General features: G+C 67.6%; 23 protein-coding genes. 10 read left to right on the top strand and 13 right to left on the bottom strand.

Features of this window, described 5'->3' with window-relative positions; genetic code table 11:
• The first annotated feature begins 61 nt into the window (after positions 1-61).
• Both ACWETB_RS18295 and ACWETB_RS18290 read left to right on the top strand, forming a co-directional pair.
• A complete protein-coding gene (locus ACWETB_RS18295) occupies positions 62-847 on the top strand; it encodes an alpha/beta fold hydrolase (RefSeq protein WP_449743218.1) in 786 nt (261 codons plus the stop codon).
• Positions 844-1,146 (top strand): MGMT family protein, encoded by a 303-nt coding sequence (locus ACWETB_RS18290; RefSeq protein WP_449743219.1) that lies wholly within the window; start codon positions 844-846, stop codon positions 1,144-1,146. Before ACWETB_RS18295 ends, ACWETB_RS18290 begins: the two co-directional genes overlap by 4 nt.
• Positions 1,147-1,172: 26 nt before the next feature.
• On the opposite strand, the gene ACWETB_RS18285 is transcribed toward ACWETB_RS18290, so the two are convergent.
• The 3 genes from ACWETB_RS18285 to ACWETB_RS18275 form a co-directional block, all read right to left on the bottom strand.
• Positions 1,173-2,027: a TIGR02569 family protein gene (locus tag ACWETB_RS18285; protein ID WP_348804375.1), complete on the bottom strand. Its 855-nt coding sequence runs from the start codon at positions 2,025-2,027 to the stop codon at positions 1,173-1,175.
• 88 nt (positions 2,028-2,115) lie between these two features.
• Positions 2,116-3,291 (bottom strand): adenylyltransferase/sulfurtransferase MoeZ, encoded by a 1,176-nt coding sequence (gene moeZ / locus ACWETB_RS18280; protein ID WP_449743220.1) that lies wholly within the window; start codon positions 3,289-3,291, stop codon positions 2,116-2,118.
• A 72-nt stretch (positions 3,292-3,363) separates the two neighbouring features.
• A complete protein-coding gene (locus ACWETB_RS18275) occupies positions 3,364-4,341 on the bottom strand; it encodes a DUF3152 domain-containing protein (protein ID WP_449743221.1) in 978 nt (325 codons plus the stop codon).
• Positions 4,342-4,736: 395 nt separating this feature from the next.
• Here ACWETB_RS18275 and ACWETB_RS18270 point away from each other — a divergent pair, with 395 nt between their 5' ends.
• The gene (locus tag ACWETB_RS18270) at positions 4,737-5,399 is read left to right on the top strand and encodes a TetR/AcrR family transcriptional regulator (protein WP_449743222.1); all 663 of its coding nucleotides are present in this window, start codon (positions 4,737-4,739) and stop codon (positions 5,397-5,399) included.
• A 118-nt stretch (positions 5,400-5,517) separates the two neighbouring features.
• Here ACWETB_RS18270 and ACWETB_RS18265 read toward each other — a convergent pair whose 3' ends face one another.
• Together ACWETB_RS18265 and ACWETB_RS18260 are read right to left on the bottom strand one after the other, a co-directional pair.
• On the bottom strand, positions 5,518-5,748 hold the full coding sequence (locus tag ACWETB_RS18265) for a DUF3107 domain-containing protein (RefSeq protein ID WP_348804378.1): 231 nt from the start codon (positions 5,746-5,748) through the stop codon (positions 5,518-5,520).
• 172 nt (positions 5,749-5,920) lie between these two features.
• Positions 5,921-6,634, bottom strand: coding sequence for a ferritin-like fold-containing protein (locus ACWETB_RS18260; protein ID WP_449743223.1), 714 nt, complete (start codon positions 6,632-6,634; stop codon positions 5,921-5,923).
• Positions 6,635-6,914: 280 nt separating this feature from the next.
• Here ACWETB_RS18260 and ACWETB_RS18255 point away from each other — a divergent pair, with 280 nt between their 5' ends.
• The gene (locus ACWETB_RS18255; protein ID WP_452212735.1) at positions 6,915-8,546 is read left to right on the top strand and encodes a DEAD/DEAH box helicase; all 1,632 of its coding nucleotides are present in this window, start codon (positions 6,915-6,917) and stop codon (positions 8,544-8,546) included.
• Positions 8,547-8,639: 93 nt separating this feature from the next.
• Positions 8,640-9,899: an Rv3212 family protein gene (locus ACWETB_RS18250; RefSeq protein ID WP_452212733.1), complete on the top strand. Its 1,260-nt coding sequence runs from the start codon at positions 8,640-8,642 to the stop codon at positions 9,897-9,899.
• 32 nt (positions 9,900-9,931) lie between these two features.
• Here the strand turns inward: ACWETB_RS18250 and ACWETB_RS18245 are convergent, their stop codons facing one another.
• Together ACWETB_RS18245 and ACWETB_RS18240 are read right to left on the bottom strand one after the other, a co-directional pair.
• Positions 9,932-10,723 (bottom strand): ParA family protein, encoded by a 792-nt coding sequence (locus ACWETB_RS18245; protein ID WP_449743225.1) that lies wholly within the window; start codon positions 10,721-10,723, stop codon positions 9,932-9,934.
• 103 nt (positions 10,724-10,826) lie between these two features.
• The gene (locus ACWETB_RS18240) at positions 10,827-11,333 is read right to left on the bottom strand and encodes a hypothetical protein (protein ID WP_449743226.1); all 507 of its coding nucleotides are present in this window, start codon (positions 11,331-11,333) and stop codon (positions 10,827-10,829) included.
• Between the two features lie 85 nt (positions 11,334-11,418).
• On the opposite strand from ACWETB_RS18240, the gene ACWETB_RS18235 reads away from it, so the two are divergent.
• A complete protein-coding gene (locus ACWETB_RS18235) occupies positions 11,419-12,369 on the top strand; it encodes a diacylglycerol/lipid kinase family protein (RefSeq protein ID WP_449743227.1) in 951 nt (316 codons plus the stop codon).
• Between the two features lie 363 nt (positions 12,370-12,732).
• Positions 12,733-12,987: a WhiB family transcriptional regulator gene (locus tag ACWETB_RS18230; RefSeq protein WP_006330074.1), complete on the top strand. Its 255-nt coding sequence runs from the start codon at positions 12,733-12,735 to the stop codon at positions 12,985-12,987.
• Between the two features lie 72 nt (positions 12,988-13,059).
• On the opposite strand, the gene ACWETB_RS18225 is transcribed toward ACWETB_RS18230, so the two are convergent.
• Together ACWETB_RS18225 and ACWETB_RS18220 are read right to left on the bottom strand one after the other, a co-directional pair.
• A complete protein-coding gene (locus tag ACWETB_RS18225) occupies positions 13,060-14,574 on the bottom strand; it encodes a sensor histidine kinase (protein ID WP_348809446.1) in 1,515 nt (504 codons plus the stop codon).
• Between the two features lie 12 nt (positions 14,575-14,586).
• Positions 14,587-14,802: a biotin/lipoyl-binding carrier protein gene (locus ACWETB_RS18220; RefSeq protein WP_348809447.1), complete on the bottom strand. Its 216-nt coding sequence runs from the start codon at positions 14,800-14,802 to the stop codon at positions 14,587-14,589.
• A gap of 112 nt (positions 14,803-14,914) precedes the next feature.
• On the opposite strand from ACWETB_RS18220, the gene ACWETB_RS18215 reads away from it, so the two are divergent.
• Positions 14,915-14,989: a 50S ribosomal protein bL37 gene (locus ACWETB_RS18215; protein ID WP_373279550.1), complete on the top strand. Its 75-nt coding sequence runs from the start codon at positions 14,915-14,917 to the stop codon at positions 14,987-14,989.
• A gap of 100 nt (positions 14,990-15,089) precedes the next feature.
• On the opposite strand, the gene rsrA is transcribed toward ACWETB_RS18215, so the two are convergent.
• Together rsrA and ACWETB_RS18205 are read right to left on the bottom strand one after the other, a co-directional pair.
• Positions 15,090-15,404, bottom strand: a complete 315-nt coding sequence (rsrA, locus tag ACWETB_RS18210; RefSeq protein WP_348809448.1) for a mycothiol system anti-sigma-R factor — start codon at positions 15,402-15,404, stop codon at positions 15,090-15,092.
• Entirely contained in the window at positions 15,401-16,222 is an 822-nt protein-coding gene (locus ACWETB_RS18205; protein ID WP_452212800.1) for a sigma-70 family RNA polymerase sigma factor, read from the bottom strand. The genes rsrA and ACWETB_RS18205 overlap by 4 nt, the downstream gene beginning before the upstream one ends.
• A 209-nt stretch (positions 16,223-16,431) precedes the next feature.
• Here ACWETB_RS18205 and ybaK point away from each other — a divergent pair, with 209 nt between their 5' ends.
• The gene (gene ybaK, locus ACWETB_RS18200; protein ID WP_348809449.1) at positions 16,432-16,923 is read left to right on the top strand and encodes a Cys-tRNA(Pro) deacylase; all 492 of its coding nucleotides are present in this window, start codon (positions 16,432-16,434) and stop codon (positions 16,921-16,923) included.
• Between the two features lie 47 nt (positions 16,924-16,970).
• Positions 16,971-17,738: an SOS response-associated peptidase gene (locus tag ACWETB_RS18195; RefSeq protein ID WP_348809450.1), complete on the top strand. Its 768-nt coding sequence runs from the start codon at positions 16,971-16,973 to the stop codon at positions 17,736-17,738.
• A 27-nt stretch (positions 17,739-17,765) separates the two neighbouring features.
• Here the strand turns inward: ACWETB_RS18195 and ACWETB_RS18190 are convergent, their stop codons facing one another.
• Together ACWETB_RS18190 and ACWETB_RS18185 are read right to left on the bottom strand one after the other, a co-directional pair.
• Positions 17,766-18,776 carry a zinc-binding alcohol dehydrogenase family protein gene (locus tag ACWETB_RS18190; protein ID WP_348809451.1) on the bottom strand — a complete coding sequence of 337 codons (1,011 nt, stop codon included), beginning with the start codon at positions 18,774-18,776 and terminating at the stop codon, positions 17,766-17,768.
• A gap of 39 nt (positions 18,777-18,815) precedes the next feature.
• Positions 18,816-20,297 carry a flavin-containing monooxygenase gene (locus tag ACWETB_RS18185; protein ID WP_449743229.1) on the bottom strand — a complete coding sequence of 494 codons (1,482 nt, stop codon included), beginning with the start codon at positions 20,295-20,297 and terminating at the stop codon, positions 18,816-18,818.
• Between the last annotated feature and the right edge of the window lie 42 nt (positions 20,298-20,339).

Below are 20,339 nucleotides of genomic sequence, written 5' to 3'. Positions count from 1 at the left end.
CATGCAAGCATGCCCCACCGACACATCCGTTCCCCCGGCTCCGTAGGGCACAATCGTCGGGGTGAGCGGACTGCAGCACGTCGAGTTCGGTGATCGCACCGGCCCCACCGTCCTTGCGCTGCACGGCCTCACCGGCCACGGGCTGCGCTGGGCGCCACTGGCCGCCGAACACCTGCCCGACCTCCACGTCGTCGCCCCGGATCTACTCGGCCACGGGCATTCGCCGTGGTGCCCGCCCTGGTCGATCGACGATCACGTCGCGGCGCTGTCGGCCTTCGTCGACGCCACCATCCCCGCCGAGAAGCGTCCACTGACCGTGGTGGCCCACTCGTTCGGCGGGGCGCTCGCCATCCATCTGGCCCACAAGCGACCCGATGCCATCGGCGGGTTGGTACTGCTCGATCCGGCGCAGGGACTCGACCCCGGGGTTGCGTTGACCGTCGCCACCGACAGCCTGCAGAACTGGGATTATCCCGACGCGGCGGCAGCTCGGGCCGCCAAACGCGCCGAGGGGTGGGCGGAGGTCTCCGACGCCATCCTCGACGCCGAGATCGCCGCGCATCTGATCGACCTCCCGAACGGGCGGGTCGGGTGGCGGGTCAGCGCCCCGATGGCCGCGACCGCGTGGAGTGAGATGAGCCGCCCGGCAGTCCTTCCGCCGGCCGGAGTGCCAACCCACATCGTCGTCGCCGACCGTGTCGAGCCACCGTTCGTCGGATCGGACTTCCTCACCGACTGCGCGCGAGACCACGGCTCCGAGGTCGAGATCCATCACGCCGACTGCGGCCACATGGTGCCCTTCGACGCACCGGAGTTGACGGCGTCGCTGATCAGATCACTGCTGTGAGTGCGATCACCGACGACGACGTCGAACGCGTGCGTGCGCTCGTCGCGGCCATCCCGCCGGGGCAGGTGAGCACCTACGGCGATCTCGCCGAGGCCGCCGGATTGTCCTCACCGCGCATCGTCGGCGCGATCATGCGTACCGATTCGGCGGATCTCCCGTGGCATCGGGTGATCTCGGCGAGCGGGCGCCCGGCGGCCCACCTCGCCCACCGGCAACTCGACCGACTGACACAGGAGGGCGTCCCGATTCGCGACGGCCGCGTCCTGCTCCGCGAATGTCGTTGGGACGCTGTGCTTTAGAGAAGTCAGGCCGGAGAGGATCAGCCCTACACCATCAACCGCACGATATCGACGACCCGCTTCAACCCCGGCAGCGCGCCGGCGGTGGACCGCGGATGCAGGGCATGAACGGCGAGGCGGAACATGGTGGCGCGCAACATCATCTGCGGCCACTCGGGCTCATCCGACCATCGCTGGACCAACTCGTCGTCGGCGCCACCCCAGGCCAGCGAATCCACCACCACGACGGCCGCGGCCCACGACGCCGGACGCCAGTACGGCACGATGTCGGTGATCCCCGGTGCCGCGGCCCCGGCGAACAATACGGTGCCGAACAGATCCCCGTGCACCACTTGGTTTTTGAGATCGACATTCTTACGCAGCGAGGCGAGGGTCTTGAGGATCTCGATACTTTCCTGGCCATCCGGCGACGTCGGCTCCGCCATCCCCGCCGCACGTGCCGAACGCATCGGCACGTCCTCCCACGCCGCCCGGTCCGCGGCCGCGAAGACGTCGACGTCGGTGTGCGGGGGTGCGGGCTGCTGCAACAGGAAACGGGGCCGCTCGAGATCGGCGATCGCCACATGCAGCCGCTCGGCCACCGACACCACCTCGTCGTGCCGCGGCTCCGGGGCGCCCGCGATATAGGTGTCGGCCCGCCACCCCGACACCACATAACGGCCGTCGGTGGCGCGGAACGGCCGGGCAATCCGCAGACCCTCGACAAACAGGTTCTCCCGCACCGACGCAGACCACGCGGCGCGCGCATGATCGGGTACCAACGACAGCACCACTTCACCCACGCGCCATCCACCGACCCAGGTATCGCCCATCGCGATGGGCGGGTGGGCGGTCAGCCCGAAGGTGTTGAGCACATGCTCGGGCGGCTCGACGCTGTTCACGTCTGCAGAGATTACCTCCGGGCACCGCCCGATCACGTGCAGCGACGCGGCGACATGCTCGATTCCCCGGCGTGAACCGACCGGGGAGTCAGTACACCGGCAGTTCCTTGTCGACCTGATTGGCCCAGGCGGTGATCCCGCCCTGCAGATGACGAGCATCGGCGAACCCGGCACGCTTGAGCGCCGCCAAGGCCTCCGCCGACCGGATACCGGTCTTGCAATACAGCACCGTCGGACGGTCCTGCGGGATCTCGGCCAGCGCCGCCCCCGACAGGATCCGGTCCTTCGGGATCAACGTCGCACCGTCGATGTGCACGATCTCCCACTCGACCGGCTCGCGGACATCGACCAGCGCGAGCGTCTCCCCCGCGTCGATCTTCTCCTTCAACTCCACGGCCGTCAGCGTCGCACCGGCAGCGGCCTGCGCGGCCTCATCCGACACGACACCACAGAATTCCTCGTAGTCGATGAGCCCTGCGATCCGCTCACCGTCGGGATCCTTGCGGATTCTGATGGTGCGGTAGGTCATGTCGAGGGCGTCGTACACCATCAGACGGCCCAGCAACGGCTCCCCGATCCCGCAGATCAGCTTGATCGCCTCAGTCCCCATGATCGACCCGATCGACGCGCACAGGATGCCCAGCACCCCGCCCTCCGCGCAGGACGGTACCATACCCGGCGGCGGCGCCTGCGGATACAGATCGCGATAGTTCAGGCCACGCCCATCCGGCGCGTCCTCCCAGAACACCGAAGCCTGCCCCTCGAACCGATAGATCGACCCCCACACATACGGCTTGTGCGCCAACACCGCCGCATCGTTGACCAGATACCGCGTGGCGAAATTGTCGGTGCCGTCCAGGATCAGGTCGTACTGCGAGAACAACTCGATGGCGCCCTCGGGCTCGAGCCGCTGATCGTGGATGTTGACCGTCACGTACGGGTTGATCTCGGCGATCGAATCCCGCGCACTCTCGGCCTTCGGCCGCCCCACATCCGACTGCCCGTGAATCACCTGACGTTGCAGGTTCGACTCGTCGACCACGTCGAATTCGACGATGCCGATCGTGCCCACGCCCGCCGCCGCCAGATACAACAACGTCGGCGAACCGAGGCCGCCGGCCCCGATCACCAGCACCTTCGCGTTCTTCAGACGCTTCTGCCCCTCCATCCCGACATCCGGGATGATCAGGTGCCTGCTGTAGCGCGCAACCTCGTCATTGGACAATTCGGCCGCGGGTTCCACCAGCGGCGGCAAGGACGACACGGTACGGGCCTCCCGAAATAGATCAACCAAGAACTGGTGAGCACAACGACGGCCCGGACCCGGTCATTCCCCTCAGGTCGACGAACGCGCCGGGAACGGCCACGGATTGGGCTTGCAGACAAACGAACGATCCGCCTGCGAGATGTCCGGATCGAGCAGGATCAGCCCCGAATTCGACATTCCGTACGACTGCTGCATCATCACCGGCGCAAGAGCCCCGTTCGCCGGGCACGGCACATGATGCTCGTACCCGATGCCGTGGCCGGTCTCATGATTCACCAGGTACTGCCGGTACGCGACGTCATCACCCTGATACGACGTGGCCCCGCGCACCCACCGCGCCTCGTTGATCGTCACCCGCTCCATCGGCGGATAGAAACACGACGTCTCCGCCTGAACCTGATACCCGCACAACTCGCGCGTGGTCGCCGACGACGTCAATGAGATCCGCAGATCCGGCTCCCCCCGATCGATCCGCCGGAACGAGACCTTGCCGTCGCCGATCCAGCTGCGCTGATTGGCCAGAGTCGCATCCACCATCCGGCCGAACACCCGGTCCCCGCCATAATCGGCCGGGGTCAGCCCGTCCTCCACCTCGACGGTGTAGGTGTACACCTGACCACCGCTGCCGACCTGCGCGGTCGTACCCGGGACGACGTGAAACGTCTTCTTCCCGTCGACGGTGAAGTGGCCACCCTCCGGCAATACAGCCGCGGCCAGGTCGACACCCTGCCCATCCCCGGTCGGCGCACCGATCGCACGGGTCTCCGTCGTCACGTTGGCGTTGCGCGACATCGGATCCGGGGTGATCGGAGCCGACGAATCGTCGTCACCGGTGTCACGCAGTGTGAACACCAACAACACGATCGTCAGGACCACCAGCACCGGGATCGCATACGCGCGCCACCCGTACGTCGTGACGAAGCGCCCTACCGCGCTCTGCTTCTTCCTGGTCGGGACCGCATCCCGGTCCGACCGTTGTCGCCCACTGTCATCGGTCGGATCCCAACGCGCCCGCAACGGTTGATCCGGAATCGGCCGACGACGCATCGGCGACTCGCCATCACCGCCATCTCCGGTGCCGGTCGCACCACTGCCGGTTCCTCCTTGAGTACGGCGAGCACCACCCGAGCGCGTACTCGACCGGGCCCGCGGCGCACGCGGACCCACATCCCTGGCCCGGACCCGACCGCTCGCCGCGCTCCCGGCGCCGGCGAAACCGGGCCCGCTCGCATCGCTGTCGGCGCCCCCCAAACCGGGCCCGCTCGCTTCGCTCCCGGCGCCCGGCACGTCATCTGTGCGGCTCACGGTTCACACCCTCTCACAGCGACACGCCATTACCACGTAGGACATGAACCGACATCGACGATCCCTGTGCATTCACACGACGTCTCACCCGGTGATCCGGGGGCCATCGCCGAGGTTCACCCGAGTACCCTCGAACCATGTCTACCGCCGCAAACGTGTCCTCCGGACGCAATGGCGCCCGCCTGCCACGGAGTGCCCGGCGCCTGCAACTTCTCGAGGCCGCGAGCGAAATCTTCGTCGAACGCGGCTATCACTCCGCAGGCATGGATGAGATCGCCATCCACGCCGGCGTCAGCAAGCCGGTCCTGTACCAACACTTCCCGTCCAAGCTCGACCTCTACATCGCCGTCGTCGACTCCCACGCCGAAAAACTGGTCGTCGACGTCAACAACGCGCTGCTCACCACCACCGACAACCGGCAACGTGTCCGAGCCGCCGTCCAGGCCTTCTTCGACTTCATCGACTCCGACAACTCCGGCTATCGCCTGATCTTCGCCTCCGACGTGATGGATCCGGCCGTCATCCGGCGTACCGAAGGTGCCACCGAGGCCTGCGTCGACGCGGTGTACGGGCTGGTCATGCACGATTCCGGACTCGACCCCTACCGGTCCCGGATGCTCGCCGCCGGACTCGTCGGCGCCAGCCAGGTCAACGCGCGCTACTGGCTCGAGGCCAAGCGGCCCATCGACAAGCAGACCGCCGTCGACACCACGGTCGCACTGCTGTGGGGCGGCCTGTCCCACGTACCGCGCAACGACCTCGGTGACCCGGCCGACGACGACTCGTTCGCCGCCGAATAAAACCCGTCGAACGCAATCAGAGGCGCGACGCCTGCCACCCCACACAACGCGCCATCCCAAACGAAAGCGCACCGGGCCCCTTCGGCCGCGGTGCGCTTTTTCGTGGTCTGGACGCGGGTCAGGAACCGAATCCGACCCGGCGATTCTCGGCGGCTCCGACCTCCACATAGGCGATCTTGGTGACCGGCACCAGGTACCGGGCGCCACGGTCGTCGGTCAGGGTCAACAACTGTTCCTTGCCCGTGAGGGCCGCCTCCACCGCCGCAAGGGCCTTGTCACTGTCCAGGGGCGACTGGATCGCCAATTCGCGGGGGCTGTCGGTGATACCGATCTTCACTTCAATGGTCATGGCCAACCCTCTCTACGGCTTTCGTCGACATCACTGCGTGTCGAACACTCGGCTCGACGACGCTCGCGCCACGATCGGGCACGACCACGCCTGCGGCACCAGATTAATCGAGTCGTGCGCACCGGCGGCACCCACTCCGCTCACAGCGAAACGCGCCCGGACCGATCGCAGGTCAGCCCAGATCCATGTCCGACATCCGCTCGGCGTGACGCGCCGTCATCGAATCGAAGAAGTCGGCAACGCCGGACAACGACGACGTCGCGGAGAACAACAGGTCCATCACGCCTTCCTCGGCGGCCAGCACCCACTGCGCATGGGTCACCGCCTCGCCGAGCAACCGTCGTCCCCACAATGTCAGCGGTGACCGCAACGCCGGATCGGCGGCGATCGCCTTGCGGACCTGATCGCGGGCGAACTGCGAATTGCCGGTCTCGGCCATCACTTCGGAGATCACGTCGTGGGCCGCCGGCGGCAGCATCTCGGCGAGCTCGACGTAGAAATCGGCCGCCAGGCCGTCACCCACATACGCCTTGACCAGCACCTCGAGCCAGGTCTGCGGGGTGGTCGCCTCGTGATACTGGTCGAAGACGTTGCGATACCGCACGACCGATTCCGCCGGGTCCAGACCCCGACGGGTCACCTGCTCACTCAGCTTCTCGAAGTGCGCGATTTCCGAGGCCGCCATCCGGGCGATCGCGATGCCGCTGGGCACGTCGGGGGCCATCGCCGACTCCTCGATCAGCCGGTAGAAGGCGGCGTACTCGCCGGCCAGCAGCACGGCGAACAACTTGCCGACGGCAGCGTTCTCCTGCCCGACGGAGTCGGCCGGCAGTTCCGCGGCGGGGTCGGTCGGCACGGGCTCGGAGGAGGCGGAGGGCGACGACATGCCCCGATGGTAACGGGCCACCGGGCCGACCACGTACACTCGTGGTCGGTGTAGTACCGCGGACAACGGCGCTCGGGGGTCAAGGCCACCTGGGCCCGGACCGTCGCCAGGCCGCCGTCCGGCGCCCGACTCGTTCGCGGACCACCAGAAATGTGCGCGCACTTCGAGCCCACTGTCGCCCGCCGCGGCCTTTCCGCCGCGCGGTGACGCCGCGAGACGCCGGTATCCGTGGAACCCTTCGTGCGTGCTCGACGACACATGAAAGGCTCCACAACCCCATATGAGCGACTCCGACGTGCAGACAACCGACACGCAAACAACCGATGCGCAGACCAACGACGTCCAGACGACCATCGTCGACGACGCCCACACCTCGCCCACCTTCGCCGATCTCGGCGTCGACGACCGCATCGTCGACGCCCTCGCCAAGGACGGCAAAACCCACACCTTCGCGATCCAGGAACTGACCCTGCCGCTGGCTCTCGCCGGCGACGACCTGATCGGCCAGGCCCGCACCGGCATGGGCAAGACCTACGGGTTCGGTGTGCCCCTGTTGCACCGACTCGTCCATCCCGAACAGTCCGGTGTGCGACCACTCGACAACACCCCCCGCGCCCTGGTCATCGTGCCGACCCGGGAACTGTGTCTGCAGGTCACCGGTGACCTCGAGGTGGCCGCGAAGACCCTCGACGTGACACTTCCCGACGACACCCAGCGCCCGCTGAAGATCACCGCGATCTACGGCGGACGACCCTATGAATCGCAGATCTCCGAGTTGCGGGCCGGCGTCGACGTCGTCGTCGGCACCCCCGGTCGCCTCCTCGATCTCGCGCAGCAGGGGCACTTGATCCTGGGCAAGGTGGCAGTGCTGGTGCTCGACGAGGCCGACGAGATGCTCGACCTCGGCTTCCTGCCCGACATCGAGCGCATCATGGCGGCACTGCCTGAGAAGAAGCAGACGATGCTGTTCTCGGCGACCATGCCCGGTCCGATCGTCACCCTGGCCCGCACCTTCCTGCATCGGCCCACCCACATCCGCGCCGAACACGCCAACGATTCGGCCGTGCACGAGCGCACCACGCAGTACGTCTTCCGCGCGCACGCCCTCGACAAGGCCGAACTGGTCGCCCGCATCCTGCAGGCCGACGGTCGCGGCGCGACGATGATCTTCACCCGCACCAAGCGGACCGCTCAGAAGGTGGCCGACGACCTCGCCGAACGCGGCTTCTCCGTCGGCGCGGTTCACGGCGACCTGGGCCAGATCGCCCGCGAGAAGGCGCTCAAGAAGTTCCGGACCGGTGAGATCGACGTCCTCGTCGCCACCGACGTCGCGGCCCGCGGCATCGACATCGACGACGTCACCCACGTCATCAACTACCAATGCCCCGAGGACGACAAGACCTACGTGCACCGCATCGGCCGCACCGGTCGCGCCGGCCGTACCGGCACCGCGATCACCCTGGTCGACTGGGATGAGCTGCACCGCTGGGAGCTGATCAACTCAGCCCTGCAACTCGGTGTGCCCGAGCCGGTCGAGACGTATTCGACCTCGGAGCATTTGCGCGAGCAGCTCGGTATCCCCGCCTCGGCCACCGGCCGCGTCGCCAAGCCGAAACGCGAACGCGACTCGGCGGATACCGACGCCGGTGAACGCCGCCCCCGGTCGGAGCGACCGGCCCGCACCCGGACCCGTCGCCGCACCCGCGGGGGTCAGACCGCCGACAGCCACACCGCCGAGGCGGGTACCGCGTCGCCGGCGGCCACCTCGGATGCCACCGACGCCGGATCGACGGGGTCGGAATCGGCCGATCCCGCAGCACGCAAGCGTCGACGCCGGCGCGGCGGTTCCCGCCGCCGAAGTGGGGCCGGCGCGAGCGACTCCTCGTCGAGCCCGGTGGCCTCCGCCGAGTAACCCGGCCGATCAACCCCTGACACGACCGACCAACACTGAACAGGCAAGGGACAACAAGCCATCTCGACGCCGACCGAACCCCGGACACCGCCGGTGAAACGGATCCGACCGGAGCGACGTACCCGGCTCGATCTCATCGTGAGCGCCCTGATCGTGGTGGTGCTCATCGTGGGTGCCGTGGTGGTGTGGTCGGTCAGCCCGGCTCGTCACACCACCAGCGAGCAGGCCGACGCCACCCCGTCGGCCGTTGAACCGGCGGCCGCGGTACCGGCCTCCTTTACCCCCCGCTGGCATGCCGCCTCCGGCGCGACGACGGTTCCCGCCGTGGCGGCGTCGACCATCATCACCGCCGACGGTGGCACCGTCACCGGACGCGACCCGTCGACGGGCGGGCAACTGTGGACCTACTCCCGCGACGAACCCCTGTGCACCGCCGTCGCCGCCTGGCCGGACAGCCTCAACGAGGCCATCGCGGTCTACCGTAATTCGCGGGGATGCTCGGAGGTCACCGCACTCGACGCGGCGACCGGCGGGCGCAAGGGTGCCCGGACCAGTGACGCCGACGACGAGGTGACCGTGACCGCGGGATCGGGATACGTCCTGGCGCAGGGTTCGGACCGGTTGGAGACCTGGGGATCGAACCTGGTCCGCGGAATCGAATACGGCCGGGTCACCGCACCGGTCAAGCCCGGCGTGCAGCCCGGACGCAGCGACTGCCACCTGTACTCCGCCGCGATCGCCGGTGATCGGATCGCGGTCATCGAGCGGTGCGCCGGCGACATCGGCTATCGACTGACGGTGCTCGGTGCGGTCCTCGACAGCGACGAGCGGGTCAGCCAGTACGGATCCTCACTGATCACCGACCGCGCCACCGGCGCACCGCCGGTGGTCATCGGGATGAGCACCTCGGCCATCGCGGTCTACGACGGCGGCGCCAACGCCGCCGCACCCACCCAGCCGAGCGTGCGCCAGTTCGGTTCCGACGGCGCGCAGACGGGCTCCAACACCGTCAACGGGCTCGCCAGCCCGCCCGCCGACAGCGTCGCACTCACCTCAGGTGGGCTGGTCACCTATTTCACCGGCACCGACACCCTGGTCCTCGACGCCGGCACGATGCGCCCGAAGTATCAGGTCCCGGCGGCGCTCGGCCCCGGCGAGATGATGGGCGACGAACTCCTGCTTCCCGGGCCGTCGGGGATCAGCGTGCGCAACCCGGCGACCGGCGAACCGGTACGCACCATCCCGCTGACCCGCCACGACTACCAGCGTGGCGTGATCAGCCTGCGGGTGCTCGGCGACAACGTGATCGAACAGCGCGGCGGCATCGTCGAGGCGTTCGCACCGCAGAGCTGATCGACCGCAGGGCTTGCCGACCCGGGGGCGCGTCAGCTCAGATCCGAGTTGACCACGTCCGCGCCGCCATCCCAGTGCTTCCACAGATTCTCGGCCAGCTGACGATATGCGGTGGCGCCCTTGTTTTTTCGTCCCCGCATCACCGACGCACCGGATGCCGACGCCTCGGCAAAGCGTACGGTACGCGGAATCGGCGGATCGAGCACCGGCAGGTCGTAGCGATCGGCGACATCGGAGAGCACGTCACGGCTGTGGGTGGTGCGGGCGTCGTACAACGTGGCGACCGCACCGAGCATCGTCAGGTTCGGATTCGTGATCTGCTGCACCTCGGTGACCGTGCGCAGGAGCTGACCCACCCCGCGGTGGGCGAGCGTCTCGCACTGCAACGGCACCATGACCTCGTCGGCCGCGGTCAATCCGTTGAGCGTCAACACCCCCAACGACGGCGGGCAATCGATGAGGATCACGTCGAAATCCTCGGCCACCTCCGCCAGCGCGCGCTTGAGCGCGTATTCGCGCCCGGGTCGCATCAGCAATAGCGCCTCGGCGCCGGCCAGATCGATGGTCGCCGGCAGCAGGGTCACCCTGTCCTCGGTGTCGAGGAGGACATCGGCGATCTCCTCGTCCCCCAGCAGAACGTCATGTACCGATGCCTGGATCTGATCGGGATCGTGTCCCAACGAAAACGTCAGGCACCCTTGGGGATCCAGATCCACCACCAGAACCGACACATCCAAGTCGGCCAACGCCGCCCCCACGGATGCGACGGTCGTGGTCTTGGCCACCCCGCCCTTTTGGTTGGCAATCGCGAGAATGCGCGTCATGGCGTCCACCATACGGCCACCGGTGTGCTTATTCTGTGCGGCCGACCACATCGACGACGCGGATCCGATCGCACCACGCCGCGCACCGCCACACCCGCTCGGATCAGCGCGTTCCCCGCCGCTTCGACCCGGGCGGCGAACCCTTCGGGCGGCCCGATCGGGTGGGCGGCTCGGGTTCGGAGATCTCCAGATCGCCTGCGATCCAGCGCAGCGACGCCGGGGCGAACAGAAAGCCGAGTGTGATCAGCGCCAGCAGACCCAACGGCACCGCCCACAGCGGCTGATGGCTGGTGAACAGGTAGTAGGACACCGGTAGCAGCAGGATCTGGGCGACCACTGAGATCGCCCGACCCCACCGCCGTCCCGTCACCAGAGCCACACCGCCGGCCAGCACCCCACCGAAGATGATGGCCAGCCACAACGCCGTTCCGATGCCGTTGAACGCATCGTGCCGATCCTCGGTCAGTCCTCGGATCACCAGGACCGCCGCCACGATCAGTGCGAGCACTCCCTCGAGGGTCGTCAGGGCGCCGGCGACCCGGATCGGGGTCGGTGGCCGATCGGTGTCGGCCGCGTCCGTACCGGTGGCGGGATCACTGCGCTTGCTCACCCGTCCAGGGTAAAGGGGAAGGTGTGGCACGCCCTCGCCACCCGAACCTGCGCCGGTCGGGGTCGACCCCATATCCTCGGATGTCGTGCGCGTCATGCTCATCGTCAATCCATTCGCCACCGCGACCAGTCCGGCCGGCCGTGATGCGCTCGTGCACACCCTGGGCGCGCACTTCCCCGTCGACGTCGAACACACCACGCATCGGGGACATGCCGGCGAGCTCGGTGCCCGGGCGGTCGCGGAGAACTACGACGCGGTCATCGTCCACGGGGGCGACGGTTCGGTCAACGAGACGGTCAACGGCCTGCTCGGACCGCCGACACGCACGCCGCCCGCCCGACTTCCCGCGCTGGCGGTGATCCCCGGGGGCAGCGCCAATGTGTTCTCCCGCACCCTGGGCATCGACGCCGATCCCCTGCAGGCCACCCGGCAGGTGATCGATCTACTCGACCGCGGCAGCCACCGGCGCATCGGATTGGGACATTCCGCCGACCGCTGGTTCCTGTTCAACGCCGGTATGGGCATGGACGCGATCATCGTCCACGCGATGGAGGACAAACGCCACGCGGGCAAGCCGGCCACCCCGGTCCGCTACCTCGCGACGACCGTCACCAGTTTCTTCACCAATGCCGGGGGCACAAGCACTTTCACCGTCACCGCCGACGGCCACGAGCCGGTCGACGGGGTGCGTTTCGCATTCGTCAGCAACACCAGTCCGTGGACCTACCTCGGGCGCCGCGAGATCCGCACCAATCCGACGACCGGTTTCGGCACCCGCCTCGGCGTCTTCGCGGCCACCTCCACCGGAGTGCTGCGCAATCTCCCATTGGCCCTACGACTTCTCGGCGGCGCCGACCCGAAGGCCCGTCACCTGTTCCGCGACGACGACGTGACGTGGGTGGCCTTTGCCGCCGCAGAACCGATCGACGTGCAGATGGACGGCGACTACATCGGCGCATTCACCGACATCCGATTCGACTTCCTGCCCGACGCCCTCGACGTCGTCGCACCCGAGCTCGATACACCCCAAGGGTGACCGACGCCACTGCACGTGACACCCGCGCCGCTTCGGTTGTGTCGCGAATCACTGCCCCTTGCGCGGGCGACGTGGCACCCATCGGTGACGACCTGCGAAAACACCTGACGAAAACGCCGAAGCCAGCGTAGAATAGATCATCGGAGTTCGAGGTGACACACTGCCCCCTGCAATTCGGGCGGCACCGACAGTGATATTGCACACGTGTTAACGGAACACCATTGACTTCGGCTGGATTCGTGAAAGTATTCACAAGCAACAGCGCGGAAACATTTGGTGCCTCCGCGTGAACTATCGGTTACAGCCAACACGAACCAACCAACGGTTATCGAGTGGTGCGCACGCGCACGTGAAGGAGAAGGAATGGACTGGCGTCACAAGGCCATTTGTCGCGACGAAGATCCGGAACTGTTCTTCCCGGTGGGAACCAGTGGTCCGGCCATCGCACAGGTCGCCGATGCGAAGCTCGTCTGCGCGCGGTGCCCGGTCACCGCAGAGTGCCTGTCGTGGGCACTGGAATCGGGCCAGGACGCAGGAGTCTGGGGCGGGATGAGCGAGGATGAACGACGCGCACTGAAGCGTCGCACCGCACGCACCCGCACACGCAGCAGCGTCTGAGCGATCAGATCAACACGCCGCCACTGTCCGGCGGCACCTAGAAGACCCGGCCACGGCAGGGTTTTTTGGTGTTCAGCGCATTGTCTCGCGTCGCAGCGGCACGGTGATCTCCACCTGTGTTCCCGCCCCGACCGGGTTGGGTCCCGCCGACACCTCGCCGCCGAGCTCGATCGACACGAGCGTCTGCACGATCCGCAACCCCAGCCGGTCCGACGACGCCAAGTCGAATCCTTCGGGAAGTCCCGAACCGTTGTCACGCACCAGGATTCGGAGTCGCCGCACATCACGATCGGCTCGGATCTCGATCAGCGCGTCGGGCCGTTCGGCCGCAAAACCGTGCTCGATCGCATTCTGGATCAGTTCGGTGAGGACCATCACCAGCGGCATCGCGAGATCCGAGGCCAGCACACCCAACCGATCTACCCGTCGCACCATCACCGGGCGTTCCCCGGAGGCCACGTCGACCAGCGTGGGGACCAGACGATCGACCGCTTCGTCGAGATCGACCTCCTCGTCGACACTGCCGGAGAGCAACTCGTGCACCAGGGCGATGGAACCGACGCGACGCACCGCCTCGGTGAGGGCCGCACGGGCCTCGGCGTTACTGGTCCGCCGGGCCTGCAGACGCAGGAGCGCCGACACCGACTGCAGGTTGTTCTTGACCCGGTGATGGATCTCGCGGATCGTGGCGTCCTTGCTGATCAGGGCCAGATCGCGACGTTTGACTTCGGTGACGTCGCGGATCAGGACAATCGCGCCGGTGCTCTCTCCACGGGGACGCAGCGGCACCGCACGCAGCAACACCGAGGCACGGCGGGCGTCGGCCTCCATCCGCATCCCGACGTCGCGGTACGGGCCGGCCGGCGGTGCGCTGACACCCGCCGCGGCGTCGATCATGAGGGCGGCGTCCTCGGAATCGAAGGGATCGGTGAGCAGCGAGGCGGTCACCGCCGACAGGCGCGCGCCGGTGAGTTCGGCGGTCCAGCCCATCCGGTGGAATGCCGAGAGTGCGTTCGGACTCGAATACACCACCATGCCGCGGGCGTCGACGCGCACGAATCCGTCTCCGGCGCGCGGCGTCGACAATCCACGCGGATTTCCCTCCAGTTGGGGGAACGTCCCGTCGGAGACCATCTGGCAGAGGTCGTTGGCGCAGTCCTGATAGGCCAGTTCCAGCGGCGACGGCAACCGCGGATGCGTGAGGTCCACCGCACGGGTGAGCACCCCGATCACCGCGCCGTCGTACCCCACCGGCACGGCCTCGCGCCGGATCGCCATCGCACCGAACCACGTCGGGTCCTCGTCACGCAGAATCCGCCGTTCCTCGAATGCACGGGGCACCTGCGGATTCTTGGCCGGGTCGACGACGGTACCCACCTCGTCGGCGGGGAAGACAGTGGAGGCGGTGTTGGGTCGGCATTGCGCCACGCTGACGATGTCGGAGGATTCGGTGCGCACCGACAACACGAAGTCCGCGAACGACAGGTCGGCGACCAGTTGCCACTCGGCGACCAGCCGCTGCAGATGGGCGGCGGCGTGATCGGAGAGTGTGGTGTGTTCGGCCAGCAGATCGGCCAGGGTCGACATGGGCGGCCGCGGTCACCGGTAGACGGCGATGACGTCGCCGGCTTGGACGACGTCGCCGACGGCGACCTTGACCTCGGCGATCACACCGGGTTCCTCCGCGAGAACCGGGATCTCCATCTTCATCGACTCCACGAGCACGATCGTGTCACCGACGTCGACTGATTGTCCCGCGGTGACCAGCACCTCCATCACGCTCGCGACGATCTCGGCCACGACGTCTTCTGCCATAGGGACAACCTAGCCGGGATGCGCGGGCGAGCCCCGACCACCGGCCGATTCTCGGATGCGGGCGACCTCATGGGACACTGGTGGGTACACATTTCGACGAAGGAGGCCCGCCATGGGTAAGCGCGGACGCAAAAAGCGCGCACGTAAGAAGAACGCAGCCAATCACGGCAGGCGCCCCAACTCCTGAGCATCTTGCGCAGCGACACGGGAAAACGCCCGGAACGGTGACGCCGGTCTGATCGACCGACTCCCGACCGGGCGTTTTTTGTGCCGTCACTCCCCGGTGGTCACTCCCCGGTGGAGTACCGCGTCTCGGTGACGACGACGGTCCGGCGGATCTCGACGCGCAGCCGGTCACGCAGGCCCTTCGGCGCCTGATCCCCTCCGCACTTTCGGTTGATCAGGGCCTTCAAGTCGCTCTCGATGCCGTAGTGGGCCAGGCACGACGGGCAGTTGTCCAGATGCGACTTGAGCCGCTCCCGCGCGTCGGGGTCGCATTCGTTGTCCAGCAGCAACCAGACGTCGGCGATGACCGCCGAGCAATCCAGCGAGGTGAACTCCGGGTCGTCGTCGGGTACCGGTGTAGTGGTGTTCTCGCTCACTGGGTCACCTCGCTCTTCGCCGTGGCCGACCGGTTGAAGCCGCGTTCACGTGCGACGTCGGCCAGCAGTTCCCGAAGCTGACGGCGTCCCCGGTGCAGCCGCGACATGACGGTCCCGATCGGTGTGTCCATGATCTCGGCGATCTCCTTGTACGGAAGACCTTCGACGTCGGCGTAGTAGACGGCCATCCGGAAATCCTCCGGCAACGCCTGCAGGGCTGCCTTGATCTCGTCGTCGGGGAGCGCGTCGAGGGCCTCGATCTCCGCCGATCGCAGCCCCGTCGAGGTGTGCTCGGCGGTGGCGGCGAGTTGCCAGTCGGTGATCTCGTCGGTCGGGTACTGCGCCGGTTGCCGCTGCTTCTTGCGGTAGCCGTTGATGTAGGTGTTGGTCAGGATGCGATAGAGCCACGCCTTGAGGTTGGTGCCCTCGCGGAACGATGCGAATGCCGAGAAGGCCTTGACGTAGGTCTCCTGCACCAGGTCTTCGGCGTCGGCCGGATTCCGAGTCATCCGCAGTGCTGCGCCGTACATCTGGTCGAGCAGCGGAAGCGCGTCGCGTTCGAACCGCTCGGTCAGGTCCTGGGACGATTCATTCGGATCGGCGCGGCGCGGCGCGGCGGATCCGGGTCCTTCGGCCGGCGCACCGGCAGCAGGAGCCGCGGCCTGGTCGGTCTGCTCCTGCTCGGTTGGGTCGGCTTCGGTCACTGCGATCCCTTCGACGCTGACGCTCGCGGGCACCGCCTCCGGCTGCCCGATGATGTCGATCAAGTCTAGCGAGCGCAGCCCGTCCAACGGCTCGCGAGGGGGATCGAGGAGCATGTCCGCGGTCACCGGCCACCTGCCTTCCTCTGCATCGAGTGTGTTGCCGGACGCCGTGTCCGGTCAGTGTGGTGGGCGCCGCCGACGTCGTCACCGACGAATCGAGGTGCCCCGACATGTGGTCACAACAGGCTCGACGCGACAATTGTTCCGGTCTGTGCCAGACATGTTCGGTCCGCGCCGGACATCCGAACCCAGGAGGTAACCCGGTGGCCGCCACCCCCGCCATCGCCGCGCTCGTCGCGGCGGGCATCGCACACGAGGTGCACCGCTACGCCCACGACCCGCGCAACGACAACTACGGATCCGAGGCCGTCGAGGCGCTGGGGCAGGCGCTCGGCGTCACCGCCGAGCAGGTGTTCAAGACCCTGGTCATCGAACTGTCGGGATCCCGGTCGGGCCTGGCGGTCGCGGTGATCCCGGTGCCGCGGAAACTGTCGTTGAAGGCGGCCGCGGCGGCGTTGGGGGCGAGTAAGGCGGTGATGGGTGAGGCCAAGGCGGTGACCCGTTCCACGGGGTACGTCCTGGGCGGGGTCTCCCCGATCGGTCAGCGCACGGCACTGCCCACCGTCGTCGACGTCTCGGCGCTGTCCTGGCCGAAGGTCCTGTGCAGCGCCGGACGACGCGGCCTCGAGGTGGCCCTGGCACCGGCCGACCTGGTGTCGGTGACCGCCGCGGTGACCGCCGACATCTGCGCCTGACCAGCGACGACACCGCGGGTGTCGGGACCCCGTGCCACGATGGACCCATGTGTGGACGATATGCGGTGACCACCGACCCGGCCAAGCTCGCCGCCGAGATCGATGCCGTCAACGAGGTGCCGGCGGCGCCGGACGCCGCGACGGGCGACTCCGATGGCGGTGCGGCACCGCGGGCCCTGGGACCCAACTACAACGTCGCCCCCACCACGACGGTGATGTCGGTGGTCAAGCGGCACGACCATGACCATCCCGATGACGACCCCACGCTGCGCATCCGCGCGATGCGCTGGGGTCTGGTGCCGCCGTGGGCAAAAGAGGTCGGCAAGGGCCCGTTGCTGTTCAACGCGCGCGCCGAGAGCGCGGGTGAGAAGAGTTCGTTCCGGTCGTCGGTGAAGTCGCGTCGCTGCCTGATCCCGATGGACGGGTGGTACGAGTGGAAGAAGGGCCCGCCGGATACGAAGGGCAAGCCCACCAAGGTGCCGTTCTTCATGTCGCCGGCCGACGGTACCCGGCTGTTCATGGCCGGCCTGTGGTCGGTGTGGCACGACCGTACCGACGAGGCGGCCGCTCCCCTGCTGAGTTGCTCGATCCTGACCACCGACGCAGTCGGCGATCTGGTCCAGGTGCATGACCGGATGCCGCTGATCATGCCGTATGCGCATTGGGACGCCTGGCTCGATCCCGATCACCGGGCCCCCGACGAGCTGTTCGCACCGCCGAGCGCCGAGGTGGCCGCCGCGATCACGATCCGCGAGGTGTCACCGTTGGTCAATCGGGTCGCCAACAATTCCCCGGAGTTGCTCGAACCGGTGTAGCGCACACCGCCATCCGTCGTCCCGGCCTCACTCGTCGGCGACGAGCACCGCGGCGCCGTCGAAGCGCCCGGCCTTGAGGTCGGCGAGGGCCTCGTCGGCGCGGGTCAGTGGGTAGGGATGGGTGGTCGCAGTGATGCCGTATTCGGTGACCAGGCGCAGGAATTCGTGGCCGTCGGCCCGGGTGTTCGCGGTGACCGAGCGGATCTCCTTCTCGTAGAACAACTCCCGCTCATAGTTGAGCTTCGGGATGTCGGTGAGGTGGATTCCGGCGATCGACAGCACTCCACCCCGGTCGAGGGCGGCCATCGCGACCGGCACCAACTCGCCGACCGGGGCGAAGGTGATCGCGGCGTCGAGCGGTTCTGGCGGTGCGTCGTAGGCACCGCTGACCGAGGCGACCCCCAGCGACCGCGCGAGTTCGGCGGCCTGCTCGCCGCGGGTCATCACGTGCACCCGGGCGCCCTGGGCTATCGCGATCTGCGTGGCCAGGTGCGCGCTGCCACCGAAGCCGTAGATGCCCAGCCGCCCACCCTCCGGCAGTGAGGCGCGCTTGAGTGCGCGATAGCCGATGATCCCCGCGCACAGCAACGGTGCGAGTGTCACGTCGTCGACGTCGTCGGGCAGGCGGTAGGCGAAGTCGGTGGGAACCGTAGTGAACTCGGCGTATCCACCGTCGACGTCCCATCCGGTGTATGTGGATGCCGGACAGAGGTTTTCCGCGCCGCGGCGACAGTAGGCGCAGGTGCCGTCGGTGTGGTGCAGCCAGGCCACCCCGACCCGATCACCGAGCGTGAACTCACCGGTGTCGGCGCCGGGGCCGAATCCGGCGACCTCGCCGACCACCTCGTGGCCCGGTGTCACCCCGGCGCGATGGACCGGCAGGTCGCCCTCGCTGACGTGCAGGTCGGTGCGACACACCCCGCACACACGTACCCGGACCAACAGTTCGCCGGTACCCGGTTCGGGTACCGGCCGCTCGATCAGGTCCAGCGGTCCGCTCTCGATCGGCCCCGGACGGTTGACTGCCCATGCGCGCATGACGCCACGGTAGTCCCGTGCATCGTCGAGCACGAGCCGTCAGCGAAAGCTGTAGTCCTCGAGCGGGAATCGTTCCATCTGACGCAGAGTGGTGAGGGTGGAGTTTGGCCGGAGCAGGGCGGCCTCCCCCTGGTGATTGAAGTAGTAACTGCGCGCCGACGCGCAGTCGCCCCGGTAGAAGACCGAGGACTGCAGGTGGTCGGTGACCTCGTCGAGGAACTCGGCGTTGGCCGCTTCGGTGACCTCGAACGTCTGCGCACCCCGGCGTCGCAACTCACCGAAGAGGCGCGCCATGTGGCGCATCTGTCCCTCGATGGTGGTGAAGTAGGACAGTCCGCTGTAGGAGTAGGGACTGTTGAGCGACAACAGATTCGGGAACCTCGGCATGGTGATGCCCTGATACGCCTGGAATCGGGTGTCGCGCCACCACCGGCCCAGATCGACGCCGTCGCGGCCGATGATCTCGAAGGCCGGGAAGTTGGTGTCCCACAGGTCGAATCCGGTGGCGAGCACCAGGGTGTCGATCTCGATCCGCCGGCCGTCGCCGGTGATGATCGCGTCCGGTTCGAGGTGTCCGATGCCGCCGGTCTCCAGGGTCACGTTCGGGCGGGTGAAGGACCGAAAGTAGGTGTTGGAGAAGGTCGGTCGTTTGCAGCCGAAGTCGTAGTCCGGCGTCAGCGCCCGGCGAAGGCCGGCGTCGGGCACCTGCGCCCGCAGATGCGCCTTGGCCAACAGGGCCGCGACACGGTTGCCGAGGCGGGCCTGCCGGAAGTGCAGCACACCGACCACCATCAGCAGTTCCAGCATCGAGGTGTTCACCAGGCGCACGGCCCGCTGCGTCAGCGGGAAACGGGCGAAGAGGCTCTGCACCCCACGTGGGATGGGAAAGTCGACCTTGGGCACCACCCAGATCGGCGTGCGCTGGAACACGGTGAGGTGGACCGCTTTTCGGGCCGCCTCCGGGATCAGCTGGACCGCGGTGGCGCCGGTGCCGATGATCGCGACGCGCCGGCCGGACAGATCCAGGTCGTCATCCCAGTCGGCGGTGTGGGCGATGGTGCCGGCGAAGGTGTCGAGGCCGTCGAAGTCGGGGGTGTGGGGTTGGGAGAGGAAGCCGGTGGCGGTGACCAGGTATCGGCAGGTGCGCTGCGCGCCGTCGGCGGTCGACACCATCCACGCCGCGGCCTCGTCGTCCCAGACGGCCCGTTCCACGACGGTCCCGAATTCCATCCGCCGCTTGAGGTCGTACTTCTCGGCGACGTCGGCCGCGTAGCGCTTGAGTTCGGGCCCGGGCGCGAACAGCCGCGACCACCGTGGATTGGGTTCGAAGGAGTAGGAGTACGTCGCCGAGGCGATGTCGACGGCTAGACCCGGGTAGTGGTTGACATGCCACGTGCCGCCGAGATCGTCCTCCCGTTCGAGGATCACGAAATCCTCGATGCCGAGCCGGCGGAACTCGATCGCGGCGCCGATCCCGCCGAATCCGGCGCCGACGATCACCGCCTCGTGGTCAACGCCCATGCCATCACCTCATGATTGTGTGTTACCCACGACAACACTAAC

The sequence above is a fragment of the Gordonia sp. NPDC003950 genome, from assembly GCF_053605205.1.
This window is presented reverse-complemented; position numbering and strand designations above follow the sequence as displayed.